Source organism: Streptomyces sp. NPDC058796 (assembly GCF_042745235.1).
Taxonomy (GTDB): domain Bacteria; phylum Actinomycetota; class Actinomycetes; order Streptomycetales; family Streptomycetaceae; genus Streptomyces.
Genome location: NZ_JBHYOP010000001.1, coordinates 754,050 through 777,195, shown reverse-complemented (window position 1 = coordinate 777,195; position 23,146 = coordinate 754,050). Strand labels below are relative to the sequence as shown.

The following is a 23,146-nucleotide window of genomic DNA, read 5'->3' as shown; positions in this document are numbered from 1 at the left end:
CGCGCAGGGGAGGGGCCGCGCTCAGCCCTGCGTGTTGATCATCGAGGCGGCCGCGTACGTCAGGTACTTCCACAGCGTCTGCTCGTGCTCCTCGGAGAGCCCCAGCTCGTCGAGGGCGACCCGCATGTGCTTCAGCCAGGCGTCGTGCGCCGCCCGGTCGACGGCGAACGGGGCGTGGCGCATCCGCAGCCGCGGGTGCCCGCGATTGTCGCTGTACGTCGTCGGACCGCCCCAGTACTGCATCAGGAAGAGCGCGAAACGCTCCTCGGCCGGGCCCAGGTCCTCCTCCGGGTACATCGGCCGAAGGATCGGATCCTCGGCGACCCCTTGGTAGAAACGGTGGACGAGCCGGCGGAAGGTCTCCTCCCCGCCGACCTGCTCGTAGAAGGTCTGCTCCTGAAGCGTGCCGCGCCGAATCTCATTCACGTCGTCCATGGTCTCAGACGTGTGGACATAGGACTTGAGGATTAGGACCCGCCGGGGGCCCTACTGTGGGGGTATGGGCGGGCACCCGGACCTGGACGGCCTCGCCGCCTCCGCGCGGGCGGAGCTGGTGCGGGAGATCGAGCTGAGCGGTGCCTGGAGGGCCGACCCGGTCTGGCGGGAGGTCTTCGCGGCGGTGCCGCGCCACCTTTTCGTGCCGTACTACTACGTCGGCGTCCGGGGCGGCTACGAACGCCGCTGGTGCGAGCATCCCGACCCGGACGCCCGTGAGCGCTGGCTGCGCGGCGCGTACACCGACGCCCCGCTGGCCACCCGGCTGCGCGACGGCGAACTGCTCTCCTCCAGCAGCCAGCCGTCGCTGATGGCCGAGATGCTGGTGGAGCTGGGCGTGACGGACGGCGACCGGGTCCTGGAGATCGGCGCGGGCACCGGCTACAACGCCGCCCTGCTCGCCCACCGGCTCGGTGACGACGACCTGGTCACCACCGTCGACCTCGATCCCGAGATCACGGAGTCGGCCCGCCGGCACCTGGCCGCCGCCGGGTACCACCCGGCCGTCGTCACCGGAGACGGCGCCCGCGGCGTGCCCGAACGCGCCCCCTACGACCGGGTCCTCGCCACCTGCGCGCTGCCCTCGGTCCCGCGCGCCTGGCTCGCCCAGTGCCGGCCCGGCGGCCGGGTCCTGACGCCGCTCGCCACCGGCCTGGCCGTCCTCACCGTCCACGACGCCGGGCACGCCGAGGGACGCTTCCTGCACACGCCCGCGTACTTCGTGCCGCTGCGCGGCGGCTCCGACCGGGCCGGGGCGGAGCCGCCGGGCCTGGGCGGGGTGCCGCGCCGGGCCCGCGAGGACGACCTCTTCCGCTTCCTGCTGGCGCTCAGCCGGGGCAGCCTCGACCCGCAGGAGGCGTACGCCCTGTGGGCCCGGGAGGACGCCCCGCGCCGCGAGCGCTACGGCATCACCGTCAGCGGCGAACGGGCCTGGGCGTGGCTGGACGACCCGGAGGGCCCGTACGCCTGGCCGTTCGCCTGACGGCGGCCCCTCTCAGCCCCGGCGGATCGTGATCGTCGTCCAGGCGCCGACGTGCACCCGGTCGCCGTCCTGGAGCGGCACCGGCACGAAGGGCTGGATCGGCTCCTCGCCGCCGTTGACCGTGGTGCCGTTCGTCGAGTTCTGGTCGACGACCGCCCAGTTCCCGTCCGGCTGCTGCACCAGCACCGCGTGCTGGTGCGAGACGCCCGGGTCCTCCGGCGGCACGGCCAGGTCGATGTCCGGGGTGTCGCCGGTGGAGTGCCGGCGCCGGCCGATCGTGATCTGGTTGCCGGTGAGCGTGCGCTGCTGCTCGGGCGAGTACGCGGGCAGGTTCAGGCCCGCGGCCTCGGGGCCGGAGCGCTGCATCATCGCCATGAAGTACTCGCGGTCCGGGCCGATGGTCGCGGTCCACGTCGCCGGTCCCTGGGGCCGCTGCGGCTGCTGCGGGAACCCGTAACCGCCGCCGGGCGGGGGCGGCGGGGCCTGCGTCGCGCCCGGCTGCGGGTAGCCGTAGCCACCGCCCGGCGCCTGACCCGGGCCGTTCGGGCCGCCGGACGACGGTGGGGAGAGCACCCAGTCGTCGTCCCCGCCGCCGAAGGACGGGCCGCCCTGCTGCGGGCGGTTGGTCTCCTGCGGGAAGGCGGGCGGGGCCGGCGGGCCGGACTGCTGATACGCCTGCGGAGCGCCCCCCGGACCACCGGGGCCGGGCGGCGGCGGCACCGGCCGCGACGGGTCGGCACCGAAGGCGGGCGGGGCGGGCGGCCCGGACGGGCCGTTGGGTCCGCCAGGACCGCCCGGGCCACCAGGACCGCCGGGACCGTTGGGGCCGCCAGGGCCGCCGGAGCCGAAGGGGCCTCCGGGGCCACCGGGACCGCGGCCGCCGGGGCCGCCGGGTCCGTTGGGACCGCGGCCGCCGGGACCGGACGGATCGCCCGGACCACCGGAGCCGAAGGATCCGCCGGGACCACCCGGGCCGTCGGGCCCACCAGGCCCACCGGAGTTGAACGGCCCGCCGGGGCCACCAGGACCGCCGGGCCCCCCGGGACCATCGGGCCCACCAGGCCCGCCGGGGCCGAACGGGCCTCCCGGTCCTCCTTGGCCGCCCGTACCGTCAGGGCCCCCGGAGCCGAAGGGACCACTGGGGCGGCCGGGGCCGCCGGGACCCCCGGAGCCGAAGGGGCCACCAGGCCCGCCCGGGCCGCCGGGTCCGCCGGGCCCGCCAGGACCAGGTCCGCCGGAAGCACCAGGCCCGCCGAATCCGCCGGGAGCACCAGGTCCACCAGGTCCACCAGGTCCGCCAGATCCACCGGCACGACCACCGGGTCCGCCCGGCCCCTCAGGACCGCCGCCCTGTCCACCCTGCCCCGACGGGTCGCCGCCGAAGGGCGGGCCCGGCGGGATCGGCTCCGCGGGACGGTTCATCTGGGACGGGCGGGAGCCCTGGTAGTCGTACGAGTCACCGCCGCCGTACGACGGGCCCGACGGGGGCTGCGGGAAGCGCGGCCCCGGGTTCCCGGACGCCGGCGGGCGCGGGGCGGCCGGCGTGTAGGAGGTGGCGGTGTTGGTGAGGAAGTTCCACCGGCACTCCTCGCAGAACGGCGCCCCGCCCTCACGCGGCGTACGGCACTGCGGGCACAGCTGCGGCTCGGCACCGGGACCGCCCGCCGGACCACCGGGTCCACCGGGACCGGCGGGCGGCGGGAAGCCGTAGCCGCCGCCCGGGGGCGGAGGCGGGGGAGGAGGCGGCACGGCACCGGCCATGCGGTGACCGCAGACCTCGCACCAGTCGTCGGAACCCGACTGGTGTCCGTTCGGGCAGGTCGGCATGTCGGTGCTTCCCCCTCTTGCGGGCTTGTTGGACTCTGTTGTCCTGCGTCACTTCTTCACGCGAACAGTCTTCGTCGACCGGGTCTCGAGAGTCATCTCGTCGGCCTCCTCGACCTTCGCTTTGAGTCGCACAGTACCTGCCGCCGCGTCGACCACGTCCACCACCTTCGCAAGCAGTTTCGCCGTATCCGCGTTTCCGGAGGCCCCCGCGAGCTGAACGGCGCGGCCCAGTTTGGCCGTTGCTCCGTCGATGTCTCCCACCTTGCGCAGGTCGAGCCCTTGCTGGATGACTTGTGCCAGTTCGGCCTGCCCGGTGTAGTGGGCGACCTGAGGGTTGATCGACGTGGAGGCGGCCATGTCGTCGGTCCACACGGCGCGTACCAGGCCCTGGGCGCCGAGGTTCTGGACCGTGCCACCGGGCTCCGGAATCACCAGGGAGACACGGGCGGCCAGCATCTCCTGGCCGAGGCCCGCGGCCGGTACCTCGACGCAGACGTGATAGTCGCGGGACTCGTCGCCCCAGGAACCGGTGGGGTAGTCCCCGGCGCGGGGGCCCGCCTCGGTGCGGCGGCCGGTCAGCTCCTCGACCGTGGGGGCGACCTGTTTGACGAACTTCACAGTGGTGCCGACGGGGGTCCACAGGCGAAGTGCGACGTCCGCGACCTCCTTGCCCATGGCCGTCTCCATCATCCGCGTGAAGTCGGCGGCGAGACCGGCGGGGTCGGCGACGATGTCGGCGGTGCCGAGCAGGGCGGAGGCGATCCCTGTGACTTCTTTCACTTCCCAGTCGGTGCCCACACCCCGGGCATCGCAGGTGAAACGCCCGGCGCAGGCGTCGAGCGCCGCCTTCAGGCCGTCCGGTGACTCGTGTTCGTTGCGGCCGTCCGTGAGCAGGATGCCGTGCCGGATGGCGACGTCCGCGGTGGCCAGCAGCCGGTCGGCCAGCCGCAGCCAGGCGCCGATGGCGGTGCCGCCGCCCGCGCTGAGCCGGCGCAGCGCCTGCTTGGCCTGGTCCCGGGTGGTGGCGTCGGCGACCGCGAGCCGGCCGTCGCCCGGGTAGACCTCCTTGGCCACGTGGGTGCCGCCGATGACCGTGAAGTGCACGCCGTCGCGCAGGGTGTCGATCGCGGCGGCCGTCGCGTCGCGGGCGTTGCGCATCTTGGTCGGCGGGTAGTCCATCGAGCCCGAGCAGTCGACCATGACCGCCACCGCCGCGGACGGGCCCTGGCCCGGCGAGTACAGGTGGGGCGCGGTGACCGCGCTCCCGATGGTGCCGCCGCCGGTCGCGGTGACCGTCACGATGGCGTTGACCTCACGGCCGCCCTCGGGCAGGTACTCGTTCTGGTAGACGTCCACCGAGAACTGCGGCACGTTCGACTTCGAGAAATTGGCCATGCCCGATCGCATCCCCCTCTACGTCCCCACACCGGTGGGGTGAACGGCTGGTGGCGGGCCGCCCCCTGCGGCCCGCGAGACCGCCCCGCGCGCGTCCCCGCCCCGCGGGGGCCTCAGGCCGATCCTGCCCCCTGCGGCGGTGCCGGGAACGGCAGAAGGGCCACTGTTACGTTGTCGTGGCCCCCGCCGTCGAGAGCGTGGCCGACCAGGACGCGGGCGCTGTGCAGGGGCCGCGCGGCGGCGTCCGGGGGCACGGCGTCGGCCATCTCCTCGGCCGACTCGGCGTAGTTCCACAGGCCGTCCGTGCAGACCACGACCACACCGGGGCGGTCCGGCTTGAACGACGCGGTGTGCGGCTCCAGTTCGTAGGCGTCGGCGCCGAGCCAGCCGGTGATGGCGTGGGCGCGCTCGTCGGCGTAGGCCTCGGCCTCGCTCATCAGGCCGGCGGCGACCATCTGCGCGGCCCACGAGTCGTCCTCGGTGAGCCGGGCGGGCCGGGTGCCGCGGTCGGCCGGCACCCAGTAGACGCGGCTGTCGCCGACCCAGCCGACGACCAGCAGACCCGAGGCCACCACGGCGCCGACCAGGGTGCAGGCCGGCGCGTTCTGGTGCGGGGCCTGCTCCAGGGCCGTCCGAGGCTCCTCGGCCAGCGCGTTGACGGCGTGCGAGGCGGCGAGGATGGCGTCGTGCATGGCCTGCTGCGGGTGCGTTCCGCGCGGCAGGGCGGCGAGCAGGGACTCACCGGCCGCCCGGGACGCGGCGAGTGACGCGTCGTCGGGCCGGGTCGCCGAGGAGACGCCGTCGCAGACGATCGCCACGGTCGCGGGGGCGCCGTCGGGCAGGGTGGCGCAGCCGACGGAGAACGCGTCCTCGTTGCGGTGGTGGCGCAGACCGCGGTCGCTCACCGCGGCGACCGGGCCGGACTCCTGCTCCATGTGGTCGCGTTCGCGGGGCTGGGCGTGCCCGCAGTTCTCGCAGTAGCCGTCGTCGTCGACCCGGCCCGTGCGGCAGGCCACGCACACCTTCTCGGAGGCGGCGGGCGCGGCGGGCGCGGCGGGTGCGGCCGGCGTGGGCACGGCGGCCGAGCGGGGGTCGGGCGCCTGCAACGGGTACTCGTCGGGCTCCCGCCCGTCGGCCCGGTGGTCGAACCGCACGCCCGACGCGGCCGGTTCGGGCGCGGCCGACGGCATCGGCGGCGCGGCGGGCGGCGGTGGCGGGGGCGGCGACAGCGGGGCGCCTCCCGAGTCGGTGCCCGGCACCTCGGCGGCCGCGTGGACGGGGGCGGGCCGGCCGAAGCCGTCCGAGTCCCGGGCCACGGGCCAGTCCACGCCTTCCACGCCGTCCGGCGCCGACGGCGGCGGGGGCACCGCGCCGTTCAAGGCGATCGTCGGGCTGCCGTCGGGCCGTGCGGGCACGGCGGACAGGTCGTATCCGCACGCACCGCAGAAACGGTCACCCGGCTCGAGGGGTTCCTCGCAGCTCGGGCACTTCGACACAGCGGCCTGCTGGGGCATCTGCGACATCAACTACACCCACGTCCGGGGGCGGTAACGATTGGCACGTTCCACCAGGTCGATCCTCTCCTCGCCGCCCCGCGCCAGCCGAGCCAGCGTGCGGTACGAACGCTCCAGGCCGAAACGCAGACCGCGTTCGTCCAGGCCGCTGCCGAGCAGCGTCCGTCCCCCGGCGGCGGGAGGGACGGAACCCCGACCTCCGGAGAGTACCCAGTCCAGCGCGCAGCCGAGGACCTCGGCCGACAGCTGCTCGCGCCGCGCCGGGTCCAGACCGTACACGTCCAGCGCCTCGACCTGCCGCGCGGAGGCGGTCAGATCGTCCAGGAACCCCACGTCGCCCGCCACCGCGGTGCGCCGTCGCAGCCGGGCCCGTACGGCCGCCACCCGCGCGGCGGTGCAGTGGACGGAGGACTCCGGCACCGACTCCAGCGTCCGTACGGCCCCGGCCCGGTCGCCGCCGGCCAGCTGCACCCGGGCCAGCGCGAACGCCGCGCTGACGTGGCTCGGGTCGGACGCCCACACCAGGCGGTAGTACTCGGCGGCGTTGTCGAGCTGGCCCAGCACCTCGGCGCACAGGCCGAGTGCCAGCTTGGGCGCGACCTCTCCCGGGAAGGCGTCGTAGATCGCGTCGAAGGCCAGCGCGGCACCCTCGTGGTCGCCGGTCACCAGCGCGGCCAGCCCCCGGTACCACACCACCCGCCAGTCGTCGGGCCGTTCACCCTCCAGTGTCCGCAGACCCTCCAGGGCGCCGGGCGCGTCGCCGCTCTCCAGGCGGGCCCGGACCTGCCGCAGCCGCGTCTCGGTCGACGGCGCGGGTGCCGCGGCCAGCGCGGTCAGCAGCTCGGCCGGCGCGGACGCCATGAGGCCCGCCAGGAAACCCGCGTTGGGGTCGCCGGCGTCGACCCGCGGCACCGGCAGCGCCAGGGCCGCGGCGGGCGCGTCGGCCGGCTTGACCAGTCCGGGAACGGCGCCGCCGGGGTCACCGCCCGCGCCGGCCGTGCTCACCGCCCCCGGCAGCCCGGCGCTCGCGCCCGTCCCCGCGGGCGGTACGACGCCCGCCCCCGACGGGCCGAAGGCTCCGACGGCCGCGCCCGTCCCGCCGGGCGCCCCGACCGCCGCGCTCGTCCCGCCCGGCAACGCGGGGCCGGCACCCGCACCGTCCGGCGGCCCGGCCGCCGCCCTGCCGCCGCCGCGCCGCCCCGTCCGCACCGACCGCGCCCCGAGCCGCGACACGTCACCGTCCAGTCGCGGGAACAACTCCGTGTCCGTCACCCGGACCTCCGGTCCGAAGAGGGTGGAGACGGCGGGCCGGGCGCGGCCCGTCTGGAGCGAGACCACCTCGCGCAGCACGCCCGTCAGCTGCTCCGCCATCTCCTGCGCCGAGGCGAACCGGCGGGCCGGATCGGGGTCGGTGGCCCGCACCAGCAGCCGGTAGAAGGACTCGTACCGCCGGAACACGTCGATGGAGTCCGGATCCGGCAGCGAGTCGGCGTAGACGGTCGTGTAACCCTGGAAGTCGAACGTCAGCACGGCGAGCGTGCGGCCGACCGTGTACAGGTCGGACGCCACCGACGGGCCGACGTCGGCGACCTCCGGCGCCTGGTAGCCGACCGTGCCGTAGATGGCCGACTCCTCGTCGTCCATCCGGCGCACCGCGCCCATGTCGATCAGCTTCAGCTGGTCCTCGGACTGGATGGCGTTGTCGACCTTGAAGTCGCAGTAGAGCAGGTTGCGGCTGTGCAGGTGACCGAGGGCCTCCAGCGTCTCGATGCCGTACGCGCAGGCCTGCTCCACGGGCAGCGGATCGCGCCGCCCCTCGGGCGAGCGCCGGCCGTTGGCGATCTCCTTCAGCGACTTGCCGCCGACGTACTCCATGACGATGTACCCGTCCAGCGAACCCGTCCGCTGGTCCAGGTGCTCGACGAAGTTGTAGATCCGCACGATGTTGGCGTGCTCGATCTCCGCGAGGAAGCGCCGCTCCGAGATCGCCGCCGCCATCGCGTCCTGGTCGCCGGTGTCCAGCAGGCCCTTGAGGACCACCCAGCGGTCCGAGACGGCCTTGTCTACGGCGAGGTAGATCCAGCCCAGCCCACCGTGCGCGAGGCAGCCCACCACCTCGTACTGGCCGTGCACGACGTCCCCGGCCCGCAGCTTGGGCACGAACGAGTACGGGTGGCCGCACTTGGTGCAGAAGCCCTCCGTGCGCCCCGGCCGCGCCCCGCGCGCCCGCCCGACCGGCGCCCCGCAGTCCGACCGGGAGCAGAACCGCTTGCGCTCCGGGACCTCCGGGTCGTCCAGCACCATCGCGCGCGGGTCGGGGCGCGGGATCGCCGGGACCTCGACCAGCCCGGCACCGAGCCGCCCGCGCGCGGAGGCACCGGCGCCCGAGCCCGAGCTGCGCACCGACACCGAGCGCCCCGTGGACCGGCCCGACACCGACCGCGAGAGCCGCCCCGACACCGACCGCCGGGACTTCGAGGACTGCGACGACGTACGCGGACCGCGCCCGCCGGACCGGGAGCTTCCGCTGCCCGCGGAGCCGCGCGAGCCCCGCCCGCCGCCCCCGGTGACGCCGGTCGGCGACGAGCCGATCATGCCGCCCGCGGCGACGACCGGCGCGAGACCGCACGTGTCGCAGTACAGCTCGCCGCCGCCCACGTCCTCGTAGCTCCCGCCGCAGCCGGGACGCTGGCACGTCCGCCCCGCCTCATTCATGACGCTGCCTCCCCCTCGTCGCTCACGCGCCGGGCCCCCGCCCCGTCCGGTCCGCCGGCCCGCCCTGACCGGGCACGCGCGGGACGGACGCGAGCAGTTCGGCCGCCGCGTGCTGGTAGCGCAGCACGGCCTGCTCCGCGACGCGCAGGTCGCAGGGCGCGCTCCACAGCATGCGGCGCGCCTTCTCGTACTTCTCGGCCAGCTCCGGGTCCTCGGCGTACCCGAGCCGGGCCACCTTCGCCTTGTACGCGTCGAGCCGGCCGCGCAGCTCCGCGCGGACCGCGAGCGGCGCGGTGACCGCCGTCAACGACTCGCGGGCGCGCAGCAGTTCGTCCTCGGCCTTCTCCTCCAGCGACTCCAGCAGCGGGGACAGGCGGTGCCACTGGGCGTGCCTGCGGTACTCGGCGGCCGCCGCCAGCTGCTCCTGGAGCACCGTCGGCGGTCCGCTGACGACCGGCACCTCCGTCGCCGCGATCTTCGCCAGCACCTCGCCGCGCGCCGTGCGGGCCTCGGCGAGCGTGCGGTCCGCGCGCGAGAGCACGTCCCGCAGGCGCACGATCCGCTGCTCCGCGTCCTGGCGCACGGCCAGCACGGCGTCGATCTCGCGGCGCACGTCCTCCAGGGCGCGCGCCTCCCGGTCGTAGACCGTGGTGTCCGGCCGTCCGCCGCCCGGCGCCGAACTGCCCTCGGCGGGCTGCCAGAACGCCAGCGGGTCGGAGACGACCTGCTCGCGCAGCCTCGTCAGTGTGCGGGTGATCCGCTCCAGGTCGTCACCGGCCGGGTGCTCGCCGGGACGGACGCCCACGGAGTGCGCGAGCTCGCGGGTGCGTCTGAGCTCGGCGGCGAGTAAATCGATCCGCGCGGGCAGCGCCGACCACACCGCGTCGGCGGCGACCACCATGTCCAGCGAGGCCGCGTACAGCTGGTTCATCCGGTCCACCAGCGTCACCAGCGAGTACCGCTCGCTCAGCCGGCCCGGACCGCCGTTCGGGGTGGGCGCCGCGGCGGTGGCGGCGGCGCCCGCCACCGTGACGGCCTCGCCGCGCAGCAGCTCGGTCAGCTCGGCCAGGTCCTCGCGGCTGGACCAGCGGCGCCGGGCACGGATCTCCCGCGCGGTGCGCAGGGCGCCCGTGTACGCGTCGAAGTAGCTCCACAGCAGCGTGATCGACGCCTCCGCCGCGGCCCAGCGTTCGGCGGTCGTCCCGGTCAGCTCGGCGCCCTCCAGGAGTCTGCGGCCCGCGTGGTCCTGGAGGGCGAGGAGCGAGGTCTCGACCGCCTCGTGCTCCGCGCCGAGCCGCGCCAGCGCACGGTCCACCTCGTCCCGGTCCATCACCGGCCCGGTGGGTCCCGTGTCGCCCATCGATCACCTCTCGCTGTCGCGGACTTGTGCGCTGTCTTGTCTGCGGTTCTGCGGTCGTTCAGTCCTCGCGCAGATACTGCGGCGGGGTCGGTGGCTCCGACTTCGCCGGGTCCTCGCCCATGGTCTCCGACAGCCACCGTTCGTACGAGCGCTGCCAGCCCTCGGCCTCGTCCGCGCGCCACTGAACGAGGATGCGGTTGACCCGGCGTACCAGATCGTCGGCGTCCTTCTTCATCGCCACGCCGTAGTACTCGGTGGTGAAGGCGTCGCCCTTCAACTCCACCGTGGGGTCCTGGGCGGCCTGGCTCGCGGCGAGCGCGCCGTCGGTGACCACCGCGTCGACCTCGCCGAGCTGGAGCCGCACCAGGCAGTCCAGCTGGTTGGGCACCGTGGTGCGCAGGTCGACGTCCTCGGCCGGCCGGCCGTCCTTCCGGTCCTCCTGGAGGGTGCTCAGCGCAGTCGAACCCGCCGCCGTGCAGATCTCCTTGCCGGCCAGCGTGCCGTCGTAGCCGGTGATCTCCGACGACTTGGGCGCCAGCACCTGCTGGCCGGTGCGGAAGTAGGGGGCGGAGAAGGCGACGTCGGTCAGGCGGTCGCAGTTGATGGTCATCGTGCGGACCACCATGTCGACGCGGCCGTCCTGGATCGCGGGTATGCGCTGGTCGGTGGGGATCGCCTTGAACTGCACGGCGTTCGGGTCGCCGAGGATGTCCTCGGCGATGCGGCGCACCAGGTCGATGTCGAAGCCCTCCAGCTCGGCGTGACCGCCGCTGTTCGGGTCCCGGTAGCCCCAGTGGTAGCTGTTCTGGTCGACGCCGACGATCAGCTTCCGCTTCTCGCCCTCGCGGCCGCGGATCTCGTCGATGGCGGGGCCGTCGTCGCCGGACGGCGGCAGGGTCTGCTTCTCCGGGTCCGTGCACTCCTCGGCGGCACGCGCCTGGCTGCCGTGGGCGACGCCGTGGCCGCCCGTGCCGGCGCCGCCGCCGTCGGCCCGGACCACCGGCAGGAGCAGGGCGAAGAGCACGGCGAGGGCGCAGGCGAAGGCCATCGCCCCCACTCCGCCCCAGCCCTTCAGGCCGGTCCGCAGTCGTCGTGCGCGCATCCTCACGCCTCCTTTCACGGCTTCCCCTTCCCGCCCGTCCGCCGGACCCACGCCCCGTCTCACCGGTACTCCGAGAGCCTGCGCCCGATGCCCAGCAGCGCGCCGGCCACGCCCAGGGCGGCGAGGACACCGGCGCCCTGCGGCAGGTAGCCCATCGCGTCCAGCCCGTCGCCCGCCGCCTGCTCGAATTCGCGTTCCTCGTGTTCGAGCGCGGCGGCGAGGGAGGCGTCGACGCCGTCGAAGCACTCGACGGTGGCGCCCTCGCCGCCGATCACCAGGTCCAGCGCCTGCTGGTAGTTGCCGTTCTCGTCCTGCTCACGGGCGGCCGCGTGGCGCTCCTTCCACTCCGCCATGTTCCCGCTCGCCGCGGTGACCGGGCGCTCACCGGCGTCGTCGTCGGCGAGCCGCGCGGCCTCGGCCAGACCCTTGCCGAGCGCGTCCATGTTCTTCCCGAAGTCGAAGTCGTAGGCGTCGACCGTCTCGCCGTCGACCTTCTTCGTCTGGGCGCCGCGCGCCACCAGCGTCAGGTTCTCGTTGCCCCGGGCCTTGAGAGAGGCGATGCGGGCGTCGTGCAGCACGTTGAGCGAGCGTACGCCGTGGTCCTGGGAGTCGCCCAGGTTGGAGCGGGCGACTCCGTGGCCGACGATCAGCCACAGCAGGACGACGGCGGTGGTGGCCGTGGCGGTGACCAGGCCGTGGTTGAAGACCCGGTTGGTGCGGCGGTAGTTGCGGCGCTGGGCCCAGGCCAGGGCGCCGAGCGCCAGCACGCCGAGGGCGATCGCCGCCCACGGGTAGGCCTCGGCGTCCGAGTAGTCGGCGCTCAGCCGGCGGTTCTCCGTCTCGTACAGGTCCTCCGCCGCCGGAAGCATCTCCTGCTGCATCTTCTCGTTGGCGTAGCGCAGATAGGCGCCGCCGACCGGGAAGCCCTGCCGGTTGTAGGTGCGGGCGCGCTCGATGAGGCCCTTGTACTCGGGCAGCAGACGGTTGAGGTCGGCGATGGTGTCCGCGGAGGGCGAGTCGGCGTCGGAGTTCGCGGCGGCCGTCACCAGTCCCTCGGCGGCCGTGCGGATGCCCTTCTCGTACCGGTCCCGGGTCTCCTCGGTCTCCTGGCCGCCGGCGAGGAACCCGCTGGAGGCCGCCGTGTTGGCCTCGGCCAGGGAGCGGTAGATGTCGGCCGCGTCGGAGGTGAGCGGCTGGCTGCGGTACCGCACGTCGTGGGCCGCCGAGGACCGCTCGTGCGTCTGCCAGGCGGTGACCGCGCCGAAGGCGACTACCAGCGCGGCGAGCAGCGCGCCGATGATCCGCAGCCGCCCCGGCTCGGTGACGGCGGCCGCCCGCAGCCGGTCCACGCCCTCGGCGAACGCGGTGCGCCGGGGCGCCGCGGGCGGGGGCGGGGAAGCGGGAGCGGCGGGAGTGCCGCCGCCCGGCCGCTGCGCCGGGACCGGCGGGGACTGCGGGGACTGCGGCGGGACGGCGGACGCGGTGGGCGTGCCGGTGCCCGGTGGCGGCCCCGCGCTGCCCTTCGGCGGTCGATCCACTGCTGACCTCCCCCATGGTCATCCGTCGCCGCAAGTATCGCTGCCCGCACCGGCATTCGCACCGGCCTTCACCCGATCTTGATCCGATCCGGGTGCGGTCCGGTCCGGGTGCAACGCACCACCCCTGCCCATGAATACGCCGCCGGAACCGGTCCGGTTCCCCGGACCGGTTCCGGCGGCGCCCGCACGCGGTGGGCCTCAGCCGCCGAAGTGGTCCCGGGCCCGCGCGTGCGCCTCGGGTGACGCCCCCGTCCGGTCCAGCCCCAGCAGCACCGCGCCCAGCACGGGCCGGGCCGTCACCACGCGCGGTACGGCCTCGGGGGCGCGGGCCGCCAGCAGCTCCCGTATCCGGTCGTCGAGCCGCGCGTGACGCGCCGCCAGGACGCTGCCGCCCAGCAGCACCGGTGTCGGCTCGGTCAGCAGGTCCAGCCGGGTCAGCGCGACCGTGGCCATCGCGACCACCTCGTCGGCCTGCCGGTCGACGATCGCCCGCGCGACCGGGTCGCCGCCGGCCGCCGTGGCGAACAGCACCGGAGTCAGCTCGTGCCGCCGGACGGGCTCGACATGGCGCAGGTGCAGGGCCTCGATGAGGGCGTACATCGAGCCGAGCCCGAAGTGCCCCGGCAGCGTCCGCGCCAGCTCCGTGGGCTCCCCGCGCCCGTCCTCCGCCCGCGCCGCGTGCCACAGCGCCTCCTCCGCCAGCCCCCAGCCGCCGCCCCAGTCGCCGGACAGCCGCCCGATGGCCGGGAAGCGGGCGGTGCGCCCGTCCGGACGCATACCGACGCAGTTGACGCCCGCCCCGCACACCACCGCGACCCCGCGCGGCTCGTCGATGCCGGCCCGCAGGACCGCGAACGTGTCGTTGCGCACGTCCACGCTCGCGCCCCACGCCCGTGCGCGAAGCGCGGCGGCCAACTGCTCCTCCTCCACCGGCAGGTCGGCGTTGGCCAGGCACGCCGAGACATGGCCGACGGCGGTGACGCCGGCCGCCGCGAAGGCCCGCGTCACCGCCTCCGCCAAGGCGTCAACGGCCCGTTCGACGCCCACCGCGGGCGGCCGGAAGGCGCCGCCGCGCGCCGTGGCGAGCACCTCCCCGCCGGCCGCCACCACGGCCACGTCGGTCTTGCTGTTCCCCGCGTCGACGGCGAGGACACTTCCGGTCAGGCCCACGCCAGGTGCTCCCGGTTGTGTGCGATCAGCCGGTCGGTGAGCTGCTCGGCGTACGCGTACTGGCCGACGAGCGGGTGGGCGAGCAGCGCCCGGAAGACCCGGTTCCGGCCGCCGCGCAGGGCCGCGTCCAGGGCCAGGTCCTCGTACGCCGTCACGCCGGCCATCAGCCCCGCGTACAGCGGGTCCACGTCCGGCACGGGCAGCGGGACGGCACCCTTGCCGCCCACCGCGGCCGGCACCTCGATCACCGCGTCGTCGGGCAGGAAGGGCAGTGTGCCCCGGTTGTACGTGTTCACCACCTGGTACGGGGAGCCGGCGCCGCCGAGCAGGGCGGCGGCGAGGTCCACGGCGGCCTCGGAGTAGTAGGCGCCGCCGCGCTTGGCGAGCAGCTCGGGCTTCTCGTCCAGGGCCGGGTCGCCGTACATCCCGAGCAGCCGCCGCTCCATGGCCGCCACCTCGGCGGCCCGGGACGGCTTGGTGCGCAGCTCGTCCACGACCTCGTCGTGGGCGTAGTAGTAGCGCAGGTAGTAGGAGGGGACGACGCCCAGGCGGTCCAGGAGGGGCCTGGGCAGCCGGAGGTCTGCGGCGACCGCGTCCCCGTGCTCGGCCAGCAGCCGGGGCAGCACGTCCTCGCCCTCGGGGCCGCCGAGGCGGACGCCGGTCTCCCAGGTGAGGTGGTTGAGTCCGACGTGGTCCAGGTGGACGTCGGCGGGCACCACCCCGAGCAGGGCGGCGAACTTGCGCTGCAGCCCGATCGCCACGTTGCACAGGCCCACCGCCCGGTGCCCGGCCCGCAGCAGGGCGCGGGTCACGATGCCGACCGGGTTGGTGAAGTCGATGATCCAGGCGTCCGGGTTGGCGCGGCGGACCCGCTCGGCGATGTCCAGCACCACCGGCACCGTGCGCAGTGCCTTGGCGAGGCCTCCCGCGCCGGTCGTCTCCTGGCCGACGCAGCCGCACTCCAAGGGCCAGGTCTCGTCCTGCTCGCGGGCCGCCTGCCCGCCCACGCGCAGCTGGAGCAGGACGGCGTCGGCGCCGTCCACGGCCGCGTCCAGGTCGCAGGTGGTGACCACGCGGCCGGGGTGGCCCTGCTTGGCGAAGATACGGCGGGCGAGGCCGCCCACCAGTTCCAGCCGCTCCGCCGCCGGGTCGACGAGGACCAGTTCCCCGACGGGCAGGGTGTCCCGCAACCGGGCGAAGCCGTCGACCAGTTCGGGCGTGTAGGTCGAACCACCGCCGACCACGGTGAGTTTCATTCGGTTCTCCTTCGTGGACGCCCCGTCCTTCAGGGCGGGGAGGAAAGGAAGCTCCTGCGGAGCAGGGCGAGGAAAGCCGGGCTGCCGTTAATGGGGGAGCAGGGCGAGGGAGGCGGAGACGGCGAGCGTGAGGGTGACTTCCTGGACATCCCGGGCATGGCGGGGACTCCCGGGGCATGGGCGGGGGAGGGGCGGGCGGTGCGGTGCCGTGCGGGATCAGCGCGAGGTGTCGAAGACCTCGTCGCGGGTGGTCGCGAGCGCGCTCTCCAGTGCGCCGCGCAGTACGGGATCGGCGGTCACGCCGCCGAGGACGAGGCGGGGCCGGGAGGCGGCCAGCTCCTCCAGCTCGTCCTGGAGCAGGGCGCGCAGCGGCTCCCCGCCCGCGGTGAGCGCCGTGCCGCTGAGGACCACCAGCTCGGGGTCGAGGACGGAGACGAGGGAGGCGAGGCCGGTCGCGAGGCGGGTGGCGTACGTCTGGAGCAGACGGTGGTGGGGGCCGTCGGCGCGGCGCTCGGCGGCCGAGGCGAGCAGGGCTGCGGCCGACTCGGTGTACGGCCCGGACGGCACCGGCTCGACGCCCAGCTCGCGGGCCAGCTTCGGCAGGGCCTGCGCACCGGCCAGCTCCTGGAAGCCGCCGCTGCCCGCGCGGCTGACCTTGCGGACCAGCGGAGCGCCGGGCACGGGCAGGAACCCGACCTCCCCGGCGCCGCCGGTCCAGCCGCGGTGCAGGCGGCCACCGAGGACCAGGGCGGCGCCCAGGCCCTCCTGGTTCCACAGCAGGACGAAGTCACCGTGGCCCCGGGCGGCACCGAGCCGCTGCTCCGCCACGGCCGCGAGATTCACGTCGTTCTCGTACTCCACCGGCATAGGCAGGGCGGCGGCGAGTTCGTCGAGGAGGGCGGGGGAGTGCCAGCCGGGCAGGTGGGAGGCGTAGCGCAGCCGTCCGGTGCCCGGGTCGAAGGCGCCCGGGGTAGCGATGACCAGGCGGTGGACGTCGTCCCGGGCGAGTCCGGCCGCCTTCACGGCGCCGTCGAGGGCGTCGGTGACCTGCTGGGCGACCGGGGCGGCGGGGCGGCGGCCCGGGGTGGGCAGTTCGTACCGGCCGACCGTGCGCCCGGTGACGTCGGCGACCGCCGCGAGCAGGCGGCCCGGGGTGACGTCGAGTCCGGCGGCGTACGCGGCGGCCGGGTTCACCGCGTAGAGCTGGGCGCCGGGACCGGGGCGTCCCTCGGTCGTGCCGCCGGCCAGCACCAGCCCCGCCGCCTCCAGGCGGGCCAGCAGCTGGGAGGCGGTCGGTTTGGACAGGCCGGTGAGCTTGCCGATCCGGGTGCGGGACAGCGGCCCGTGCTCCAGCAGGAGGTCGAGCGCGGCCCGGTCGTTCATGGCGCGCAGGACGCGCGGGGTGCCCGGCGTACCGGCGGTCGATGCCATGCGTGTCCACACCTGCCTCTCGGCCGCTCGGCTTTTCAGCGCGGGACGGCGAAGTCGACCGGCCGCGCCCGTTGACGGCGACTGTTAGGAAAGTTTCCTGTTGGTGGAGAAACGTAGGCCCGCCGGACGGGAGCCGTCAAGAGACCGCCCCCGGGGCGACGCGGTCGTCACCTCGGGGGCCGGGAGAGCGCGGGCGGCGCTACTTGGTGGTGCTCGGCGGCGGGATCGGGGAGGCCGCGATGGACTGCGGGGACACGGTGCTCGAGTAGGCGGACGGGGCCGCCATGCCCGCGGTCGGATCGGGCGCCGCGGCCTCCTGCCCCGGTACCTCCGGACCGCCGACGATGGGGATGCCGGCCGCGTCGAAGGCCCGCTTGACGCGCCAGCGCAGCTCGCGCTCGACGGTGAGGGACTTGCCGGGCATGGTCTTCGCGGAGACCCGCACCACCATGGAGTCCAGCAGGACGGAGTCCAGGCCGAGCACCTCGATCGGGCCCCAGAGCATCTCGTTCCAGGGCTCCTCCTTGCTCATCCGCTCGCCGACCGCGGCGATGGTCTTCCGCACCTTCTCCAGGTCCTCGCCGGAGCGGACGGTCACGTCCACGCCCGCCGTCGACCAGCCCTGGGAGAGGTTGCCGATCCGCTTGACCTCGCCGTTGCGGACGTACCAGATCTCGCCGTTGTCACCCCGCAGCTTGGTCACCCGCAGCCCGACCTCGATGACCTCGCCGGAGGCCACGCCCGCGTCGATGCTGTCACCGACGCCGTACTGGTCCTCCAGGATCATGAAGACGCCGGAGAGGAAGTCGGTGACCAGGTTGCGGGCGCCGAAGCCGATCGCGACGCCCGCGACACCGGCGGAGGCCAGCAGCGGGGCCAGGTTGATCTGGAAGGTGCCCAGCACCATGAGGGCCGCCGTACCGAGGATGAGGAAGCTGGCCACCGAGCGCAGTACGGACCCGATGGCCTCCGAGCGCTGGCGCCGCCGCTCGGCGTTGACCAGCAGGCCGCTCAGCGCGGTGCTGGCGCCCGTCCCGGCCCTGCGGTTCATCCGGTCTATCAGCTTGGTGATCGCCCGCCGCACCACCGCGCGCAGCACCACCGCGATCACCACGACCAGCAGCACCCGCAGCCCGATCGCGAGCCACGTCGACCAGTTCTCCTCGACCCACCCGGCGGCGTTCGACGCGCTCTCCTGGGCGTCCTGGAACGACGGCACCGCCGGCGTCGGCGACTCCGAGGGCGACGGCGACGGATCGGCGGCCAGAGGGACGGCGGCGGACAGGGACACGACGGATACCTCCAGGTGCGGTGCCGCCCGCCCCCCGGCGGGGGTCGCTCCAAGGTCACGGAATGGTCACCGGACGGACGGAATCACCACACTAACGGGGCACCACGTGCGGAACGGCGCGAAGTTCACGGGAGAGACCGCGCTCACCCGCGCTTGAACTGGTCACGGTCCTGGGGATGCATTCCGTGTGGTCGAAAACACTCCCAGCCCGTTACCGGGACATGGTGGCGCTTCCACCAGCCATGAGGGGAGACTGACTGCAGATCGTCCCGGCGCGAGCCACGCGCCGCCGACGCCCAAGGAGGCACCCGTGCCGCATGTCCTGGTCCTCAACGCGTCGTACGAGCCACTCGGCGTCGTACCGCTCCGCCGCGCGCTCGTCCTCGTCCTGGAGAACAAGGCCGTGTGCCTCGAGGAGTCCGGCGCCTACCTGCACAGCGCGACCGTCACCGTGCCCGCACCCAGCGTGGTCCGGCTCAAGCGGTTCGTGCGGGTGCCCTACCGGGGGCCCGTCCCGCTCACCCGCCGGGCGCTCTTCGCCCGGGACGGGGGCCGCTGCATGTACTGCGGCGCCGTCGCCACCAGCGTCGACCACGTCGTCCCTCGCAGCCGCGGGGGCCTGCACGCGTGGGACAACGTGGTGGCCTCCTGCCGCCGCTGCAACCACGTCAAGGCCGACCGCCACCTCGGCGAGATCGGCTGGCGCCTGCGCCACAAGCCCGCTCCGCCCACGGGGCTGGCCTGGCGCATCATCGGCACGGGCCACCGGGACCCGCGCTGGCTGCCGTACTTGCAGCCGTACGGCGCGGAGGACGCCATGGCCCGGATCGACGGCATTTCCGCCTGACGGCCCGGGCCTCCTCGTACGCCGGGCCGCCGGGAACGGAACGGGCCGGCGCACCCAGTTCTTCAGCGGCTCGGTGTCCAGGGTGGTCCCGACCGGCTCGGGCAGCGGGACCTGCTTGCCGAAGGGCAGCGTCCGCACGGTCTCGTACCGCCCGCCGTCCGGGAGGCTGTACACCTTGACCTCGCAGGTGTTTGGCGGGCGAGTTCTTCGAACTCGGTGACGAGCATCCGGGGCTCGTCGGCGGTCACGGTCACAGGGCTCCTTCGGGTTTGCGGGGGTCCACTCCGTCACTGCAAGGCAAATGCGGCCTGTGGACGGTGCCTGCTCAGGGGTGACGCCACGTGAGGGTGTAGCGCCAGAAGAGGCGGCGGCGCAGGCGTGCGCCGGGGAGGACCGTGCGGGCCTGTCGGCGGATGTCGGAGAAGGTCATGTCGGCCGGTCGGGTCCGGGCGGACATCGAGAGGGGCGGGGCGGCGCTTTTGCCCCTGTTCTTGAGCCAGCCGGTGGCGGCGTTCACGGGGACGGCCGCCGCGCCGAGCAGGTGGTCCGTGGCGGTCCGCGGCCGGTAGAGGCCGACGACCACCAGGGTGCCGCCGGGAGCCAGGTGCCGGCGGAAGGCGGCCAGGGCCTCGGTGAACGGCAGGTGGTGGAGGGTGGCGACGCAGGTGATGACGTCGTAGGGGCCGGCGGGGAGTCCCGTCGGGGCGTTCGCGACCGTGAAGGACGCAGTCGTCGTCCCGTGGGTCAGGAGGCGCGCCCGCGAGGTGATCGCGGGGTCGGAGTCGACGCCCCGGACCTCGTCGGCCCGGGCGGCGAGGAGCCGGGCCAGATCGCCGGTGCCGGAGCCGACGTCCAGCGCGCTGCCGAACCGGCGGGGGAGCCGGCGCAGGATCCACCGGTGGTAGTGGGCGTTGTGGTCCCAGGGGTGGGCGGCGTTGAAGCGGTCGAGCGCCCGGAGGAGCCCGTGCGGCGGCGGTGTCATGCGGCTGCTTCCGTACTTCGTGTCGGATACGAGGACCGGAACGGCTCACGGCCTCCGAACGCTCACGTTCTCCGGAAGCTACCCGACGGACGCTCACACGTACCGCAGTTCGCCCGGCCGCACCGACCGGCCCAGCAGTGGCAGTGCCGTCGCCGCCGCCAGCAGGCAGGACGCGTACACGACGGGTCCGACCAGCAGGGCGGACCAGGGGAGCGAGCCGTCGCCGGTGAGGGTCGAGTACCAGGTGCCGGCCGCCATGCCGCCGATGCCGGCCAGCAGCAGGGCGGGGGCCAGCGGGAGGGCGGTCTCCAGGAGCAGGGCGCGGTTCAGGACCGTGCGCGGGACGCCCGCGGCGACCTGGGCGGCCAGGGCGCGGCGGCGGGTGGTCAGGGACTCGGCGGTGCCCACGGCGAGGCCGGAGAGGGTGATCGCGAGGGCGACGAGGACGGCGGCGCCGGTCAGGTCGAGGCCGGTGGTGTAGTACGCGAGGTCCGCGCCGAGGTGCTCCCGGGAGCGCAGCTCGGTGAGCATCGCGTGCCGGACGCACAGGAACGCCGTACCGGCCACCGTCACCACGAGGACGGCGGCGTGGGTGCGGGCCGGGGCCCACGGGTCGTCGCGCAGCCGTTCCGCCGCGAGCAGCGCGGCCGCGGTACGGGCGCGCGCGGCCAGGAGCCGGCCGGTGAGCCGGGCGGCCGCCCCGGCCAGCCACACCGCGCCCGCGCCGAGCGCGACGACGAGGGAGAAGACGGTCAGCGGGGTCTGCCAGTGGACCCGGTTGGCCGCGCCGTGACCGCCGGTCATGGCGAGCGGGGCCACCGCGACCAGCAGGAGCAGCCCGCCCAGGAACAGCGCCCCCGGACCGCGCCCCGTCCCCGGCCGCACCCGGCGCACCCACCCCAGCGGCGACGTCACGACCCGGCGCAGCGCCAGCGCCCCCGCCACCGCGCCCAGCACCGGCACACCTGCGGCGACCAGCGCGAAGCCGGCCCAGGTCAGCGCGGTCGGTCCGGTCCACAGACGGAGCAGGAGCAGCGTCGAGAAGACGGTCGCCACCGCCGAGCCGACCAGGCAGGCGAGCCCGGTCTCCAGCGCCGCGATCCGCCGCACCTGCCAGGGCGTCGCCCCGGCCAGCCGCAGTCCGGCCAGGCGCCGGTCCCGGTGGACCGCCCCGATCCGGGTGCACTGGCCGAGGAAGGCCAGCACCGGCACCAGCAGCAGCAACAGCCCGGCGATCACCCCGGAACGGGTCCCGGGCCCGTTCACCAGGCCGTGGAGGACGGAGACGGCGTATCCGTCCGGGACCGACGCGAGCGCGACCGCCGCCAGCGCGAAGCCCGTCGCCCAGGCCGCGCCCGCCGCCGTCAGCGCGATCCGCCACCACTCCCGCCGGTCCGACCCGCGCACCAGCTGCCGGGCCAGCCGCACGTCCGAGACCACGGTGCTCATGCCGTCACCCCCAGCGGTGCCACCGCACCGTCGCGCAGCCGGACCTCGCGGTCCGCGTACGCCGCGACCTGGGCGTCGTGCGTGACCAGCAGCACCGCCGTGCCCGACTCGCGGGCGGTGTGCGCGAGCGCCGTCATCACCTGCTCGCCCGACAGCGAGTCCAGCGCACCGGTCGGCTCGTCGGCGAACACCACCTTCGGACCGGTGACCAGTGCGCGGGCCAGCGACGCCCGCTGCGCCTGCCCGCCGCTCATCTCGCCGGGACGCAGCTCCTCCTGCCCGCGCACGCCGAACCGTTCCAGCCATCGACCGGCCCGCGCGCGTGCCTCGGCGCGCCCGGCGCCGGCCAGCATCAGCGGCAGCGCCACGTTGTCCAGGGCCGTCAGCTCCGGGATCAGCTGCCCGAACTGGAAGACCACCCCGAAGTCGGTGCGCCGCAGCTCGCTCAGCCGCTTCTCGGGCAGTTCGTCCAGCCGCCGGCCGGCGTACGTCACCGAGCCGGCGTCCGGCCGGACGATCCCGGCCAGGCAGTGCAGCAACGTGGACTTGCCGCTGCCGCTGGCCCCGGTGACGGCGAGGATCTCGCCGGCCCGCAGGTCGACCGAGGCGCCGCGCAGGGCCTCCGTCCTGCCGTGTGCCTTCACCAGGTCGCGGGCCGCGAGCAGTGGCCGCGGCGCGTTCCCGGTCGTGTCCCCGTTCGTCATGCTGTGCGGACCTCCGCGGTCAGGTGGGTGAGCCGGGCCGCCGTGGTGGTCATCCAACGGAGGTCGGCGTCGAGGTGGTTGAGGGCGTAGTCGGCCGAGAGCACGGTGGTCAGGTCGGTGCCGGGAGCCGTCTTCACCGCCGTGAGCTCCCGCATCCGGTCCATGTGGGCGGTGCGCTGGGCCTGCAGGTAGGCGCGCGCGTCGGCGCCGGTGAGGATCGAGACGACGACCTTGGCGAAGATCTCGTTCGTCACGAAGGGCGCGGGCGGGGCGATCTCGCCCGCCCAGTGCGCCAGTTCCCGCGCGCCCTGCTCGGTCGTGCGGTACGCGGTGCGCTCCGGGCCGCCGTCCGACGCGGTGCCGTCCACCTCCGCGAGGCCGTCCCGCACCAGGCGCTGGAGGGTCGTGTAGACCTGCCCGTAGGCGAGCGGCCGGGCCCGGGGGAAGCGTTCGTCGTGGCGCCGCTTCAGGTCGTAGCCGTGGCTCGGCCCCGAGGCGAGCAGCCCCAGCAGGATGTGACGGGTGCTCATGCCGGTCAGTATTCACCGAGTACATGTACTGAGTGAATAGATGGACGGTTTCCCGAGAGCGTCTTGACCGGTTTGCGTGATCTGTTATCCGGTTAGGTGACTGTTCTGCCCGGATTTGACGAGATCCTGCGGAGGTGGGGTGTGACCAGGGCCACGTTGTCGGTGTCAGGGCGTCTGTCCTCGCGCGGAGTGGGTAGGGCTGCCGTAACCCGCCAAAAGCGTGCGCGAAACAAGGAGGCCCCCGTGGCTGCACTGGCACCCCTGCTGCTCCCCGCCCCGTCCAAACCCGTGGCGGAGCCGTCCACTCCCTGGGCGGAGCCCTCCGCCGCCTCCGACACCCCGCACTACTGCGTCTTCGGCGCCACCGGGAGCTGCGCCGAGACCCCGCTCACCAGCGAACCGCCGCTGCCCGACGCCGAGCCCCTCACCAGCGAGTCGCCGTTCGCCGACGCCGTGCCGCTGACCAGCGAGTCCTCGCCCGAACTCACGGCCGACGTGCCGGAGCAGGGCGGCCCCTCCTTCGCCGTCCCCGAACCGACGAGGTCATAGAGGTCGTAG

At 74.8% G+C, this 23,146-nt stretch carries 19 protein-coding genes; 3 read left to right on the top strand and 16 right to left on the bottom strand.

Annotated elements, in window-relative coordinates; genetic code table 11:
* Positions 1 to 21: 21 nt before the first annotated feature.
* Positions 22 to 435 carry a globin gene (locus tag ACFW47_RS03450; protein ID WP_100048829.1) on the bottom strand — a complete coding sequence of 138 codons (414 nt, stop codon included), beginning with the start codon at positions 433 to 435 and terminating at the stop codon, positions 22 to 24.
* 64 nt (positions 436 to 499) lie between these two features.
* Here ACFW47_RS03450 and ACFW47_RS03445 point away from each other — a divergent pair, with 64 nt between their 5' ends.
* A complete protein-coding gene (locus ACFW47_RS03445; protein ID WP_386285750.1) occupies positions 500 to 1,477 on the top strand; it encodes a methyltransferase domain-containing protein in 978 nt (325 codons plus the stop codon).
* Positions 1,478 to 1,489: 12 nt separating this feature from the next.
* On the opposite strand, the gene ACFW47_RS03440 is transcribed toward ACFW47_RS03445, so the two are convergent.
* The 11 genes from ACFW47_RS03440 to ACFW47_RS03390 all read right to left on the bottom strand — a co-directional run bounded on the left by ACFW47_RS03440 (position 1,490) and on the right by ACFW47_RS03390 (position 18,076).
* Complete coding sequence (locus tag ACFW47_RS03440; protein WP_386304592.1) at positions 1,490 to 3,304, bottom strand: FHA domain-containing protein; 1,815 nt, start codon at positions 3,302 to 3,304, stop codon at positions 1,490 to 1,492.
* A 48-nt stretch (positions 3,305 to 3,352) separates the two neighbouring features.
* Entirely contained in the window at positions 3,353 to 4,699 is a 1,347-nt protein-coding gene (locus ACFW47_RS03435; RefSeq protein WP_386304590.1) for a VWA domain-containing protein, read from the bottom strand.
* A gap of 113 nt (positions 4,700 to 4,812) precedes the next feature.
* Entirely contained in the window at positions 4,813 to 6,222 is a 1,410-nt protein-coding gene (locus tag ACFW47_RS03430) for a PP2C family serine/threonine-protein phosphatase (RefSeq protein ID WP_386304588.1), read from the bottom strand.
* Positions 6,223 to 6,225: 3 nt separating this feature from the next.
* Positions 6,226 to 8,928 (bottom strand): tetratricopeptide repeat protein, encoded by a 2,703-nt coding sequence (locus ACFW47_RS03425; RefSeq protein WP_386304587.1) that lies wholly within the window; start codon positions 8,926 to 8,928, stop codon positions 6,226 to 6,228.
* Between the two features lie 22 nt (positions 8,929 to 8,950).
* A complete protein-coding gene (locus ACFW47_RS03420; protein WP_386285740.1) occupies positions 8,951 to 10,288 on the bottom strand; it encodes a hypothetical protein in 1,338 nt (445 codons plus the stop codon).
* 58 nt (positions 10,289 to 10,346) lie between these two features.
* Positions 10,347 to 11,390: a glutamate ABC transporter substrate-binding protein gene (locus ACFW47_RS03415; RefSeq protein ID WP_386285738.1), complete on the bottom strand. Its 1,044-nt coding sequence runs from the start codon at positions 11,388 to 11,390 to the stop codon at positions 10,347 to 10,349.
* A gap of 59 nt (positions 11,391 to 11,449) precedes the next feature.
* A complete protein-coding gene (locus tag ACFW47_RS03410) occupies positions 11,450 to 12,928 on the bottom strand; it encodes a hypothetical protein (protein ID WP_386304584.1) in 1,479 nt (492 codons plus the stop codon).
* Between the two features lie 198 nt (positions 12,929 to 13,126).
* Positions 13,127 to 14,098 carry an N-acetylglucosamine kinase gene (locus tag ACFW47_RS03405; RefSeq protein WP_386278630.1) on the bottom strand — a complete coding sequence of 324 codons (972 nt, stop codon included), beginning with the start codon at positions 14,096 to 14,098 and terminating at the stop codon, positions 13,127 to 13,129.
* Complete coding sequence (locus tag ACFW47_RS03400) at positions 14,089 to 15,354, bottom strand: 6-phospho-beta-glucosidase (protein ID WP_386304583.1); 1,266 nt, start codon at positions 15,352 to 15,354, stop codon at positions 14,089 to 14,091. Before ACFW47_RS03400 ends, ACFW47_RS03405 begins: the two co-directional genes overlap by 10 nt.
* 216 nt (positions 15,355 to 15,570) lie before the next feature.
* A complete protein-coding gene (locus ACFW47_RS03395; RefSeq protein WP_386278634.1) occupies positions 15,571 to 16,785 on the bottom strand; it encodes an ROK family protein in 1,215 nt (404 codons plus the stop codon).
* 199 nt (positions 16,786 to 16,984) lie between these two features.
* Positions 16,985 to 18,076 (bottom strand): mechanosensitive ion channel family protein, encoded by a 1,092-nt coding sequence (locus tag ACFW47_RS03390; RefSeq protein WP_386278636.1) that lies wholly within the window; start codon positions 18,074 to 18,076, stop codon positions 16,985 to 16,987.
* Positions 18,077 to 18,386: 310 nt separating this feature from the next.
* Here ACFW47_RS03390 and ACFW47_RS03385 point away from each other — a divergent pair, with 310 nt between their 5' ends.
* Positions 18,387 to 18,923 carry an HNH endonuclease gene (locus ACFW47_RS03385; protein ID WP_210962055.1) on the top strand — a complete coding sequence of 179 codons (537 nt, stop codon included), beginning with the start codon at positions 18,387 to 18,389 and terminating at the stop codon, positions 18,921 to 18,923.
* Between the two features lie 325 nt (positions 18,924 to 19,248).
* Here the strand turns inward: ACFW47_RS03385 and ACFW47_RS03380 are convergent, their stop codons facing one another.
* The 4 genes from ACFW47_RS03380 to ACFW47_RS03365 all read right to left on the bottom strand — a co-directional run bounded on the left by ACFW47_RS03380 (position 19,249) and on the right by ACFW47_RS03365 (position 22,588).
* The gene (locus ACFW47_RS03380) at positions 19,249 to 19,905 is read right to left on the bottom strand and encodes a class I SAM-dependent methyltransferase (protein ID WP_386278639.1); all 657 of its coding nucleotides are present in this window, start codon (positions 19,903 to 19,905) and stop codon (positions 19,249 to 19,251) included.
* Between the two features lie 93 nt (positions 19,906 to 19,998).
* Complete coding sequence (locus ACFW47_RS03375) at positions 19,999 to 21,354, bottom strand: ABC transporter permease (RefSeq protein ID WP_386278641.1); 1,356 nt, start codon at positions 21,352 to 21,354, stop codon at positions 19,999 to 20,001.
* On the bottom strand, positions 21,351 to 22,058 hold the full coding sequence (locus ACFW47_RS03370; protein WP_386278643.1) for an ABC transporter ATP-binding protein: 708 nt from the start codon (positions 22,056 to 22,058) through the stop codon (positions 21,351 to 21,353). The genes ACFW47_RS03375 and ACFW47_RS03370 overlap by 4 nt, the downstream gene beginning before the upstream one ends.
* Complete coding sequence (locus tag ACFW47_RS03365) at positions 22,055 to 22,588, bottom strand: PadR family transcriptional regulator (protein WP_386304581.1); 534 nt, start codon at positions 22,586 to 22,588, stop codon at positions 22,055 to 22,057. The genes ACFW47_RS03370 and ACFW47_RS03365 overlap by 4 nt, the downstream gene beginning before the upstream one ends.
* 243 nt (positions 22,589 to 22,831) lie before the next feature.
* Between ACFW47_RS03365 and ACFW47_RS03360 the strand changes: the two genes are divergently transcribed.
* Complete coding sequence (locus ACFW47_RS03360) at positions 22,832 to 23,137, top strand: hypothetical protein (protein WP_043372889.1); 306 nt, start codon at positions 22,832 to 22,834, stop codon at positions 23,135 to 23,137.
* Positions 23,138 to 23,146 lie beyond the last annotated feature (9 nt).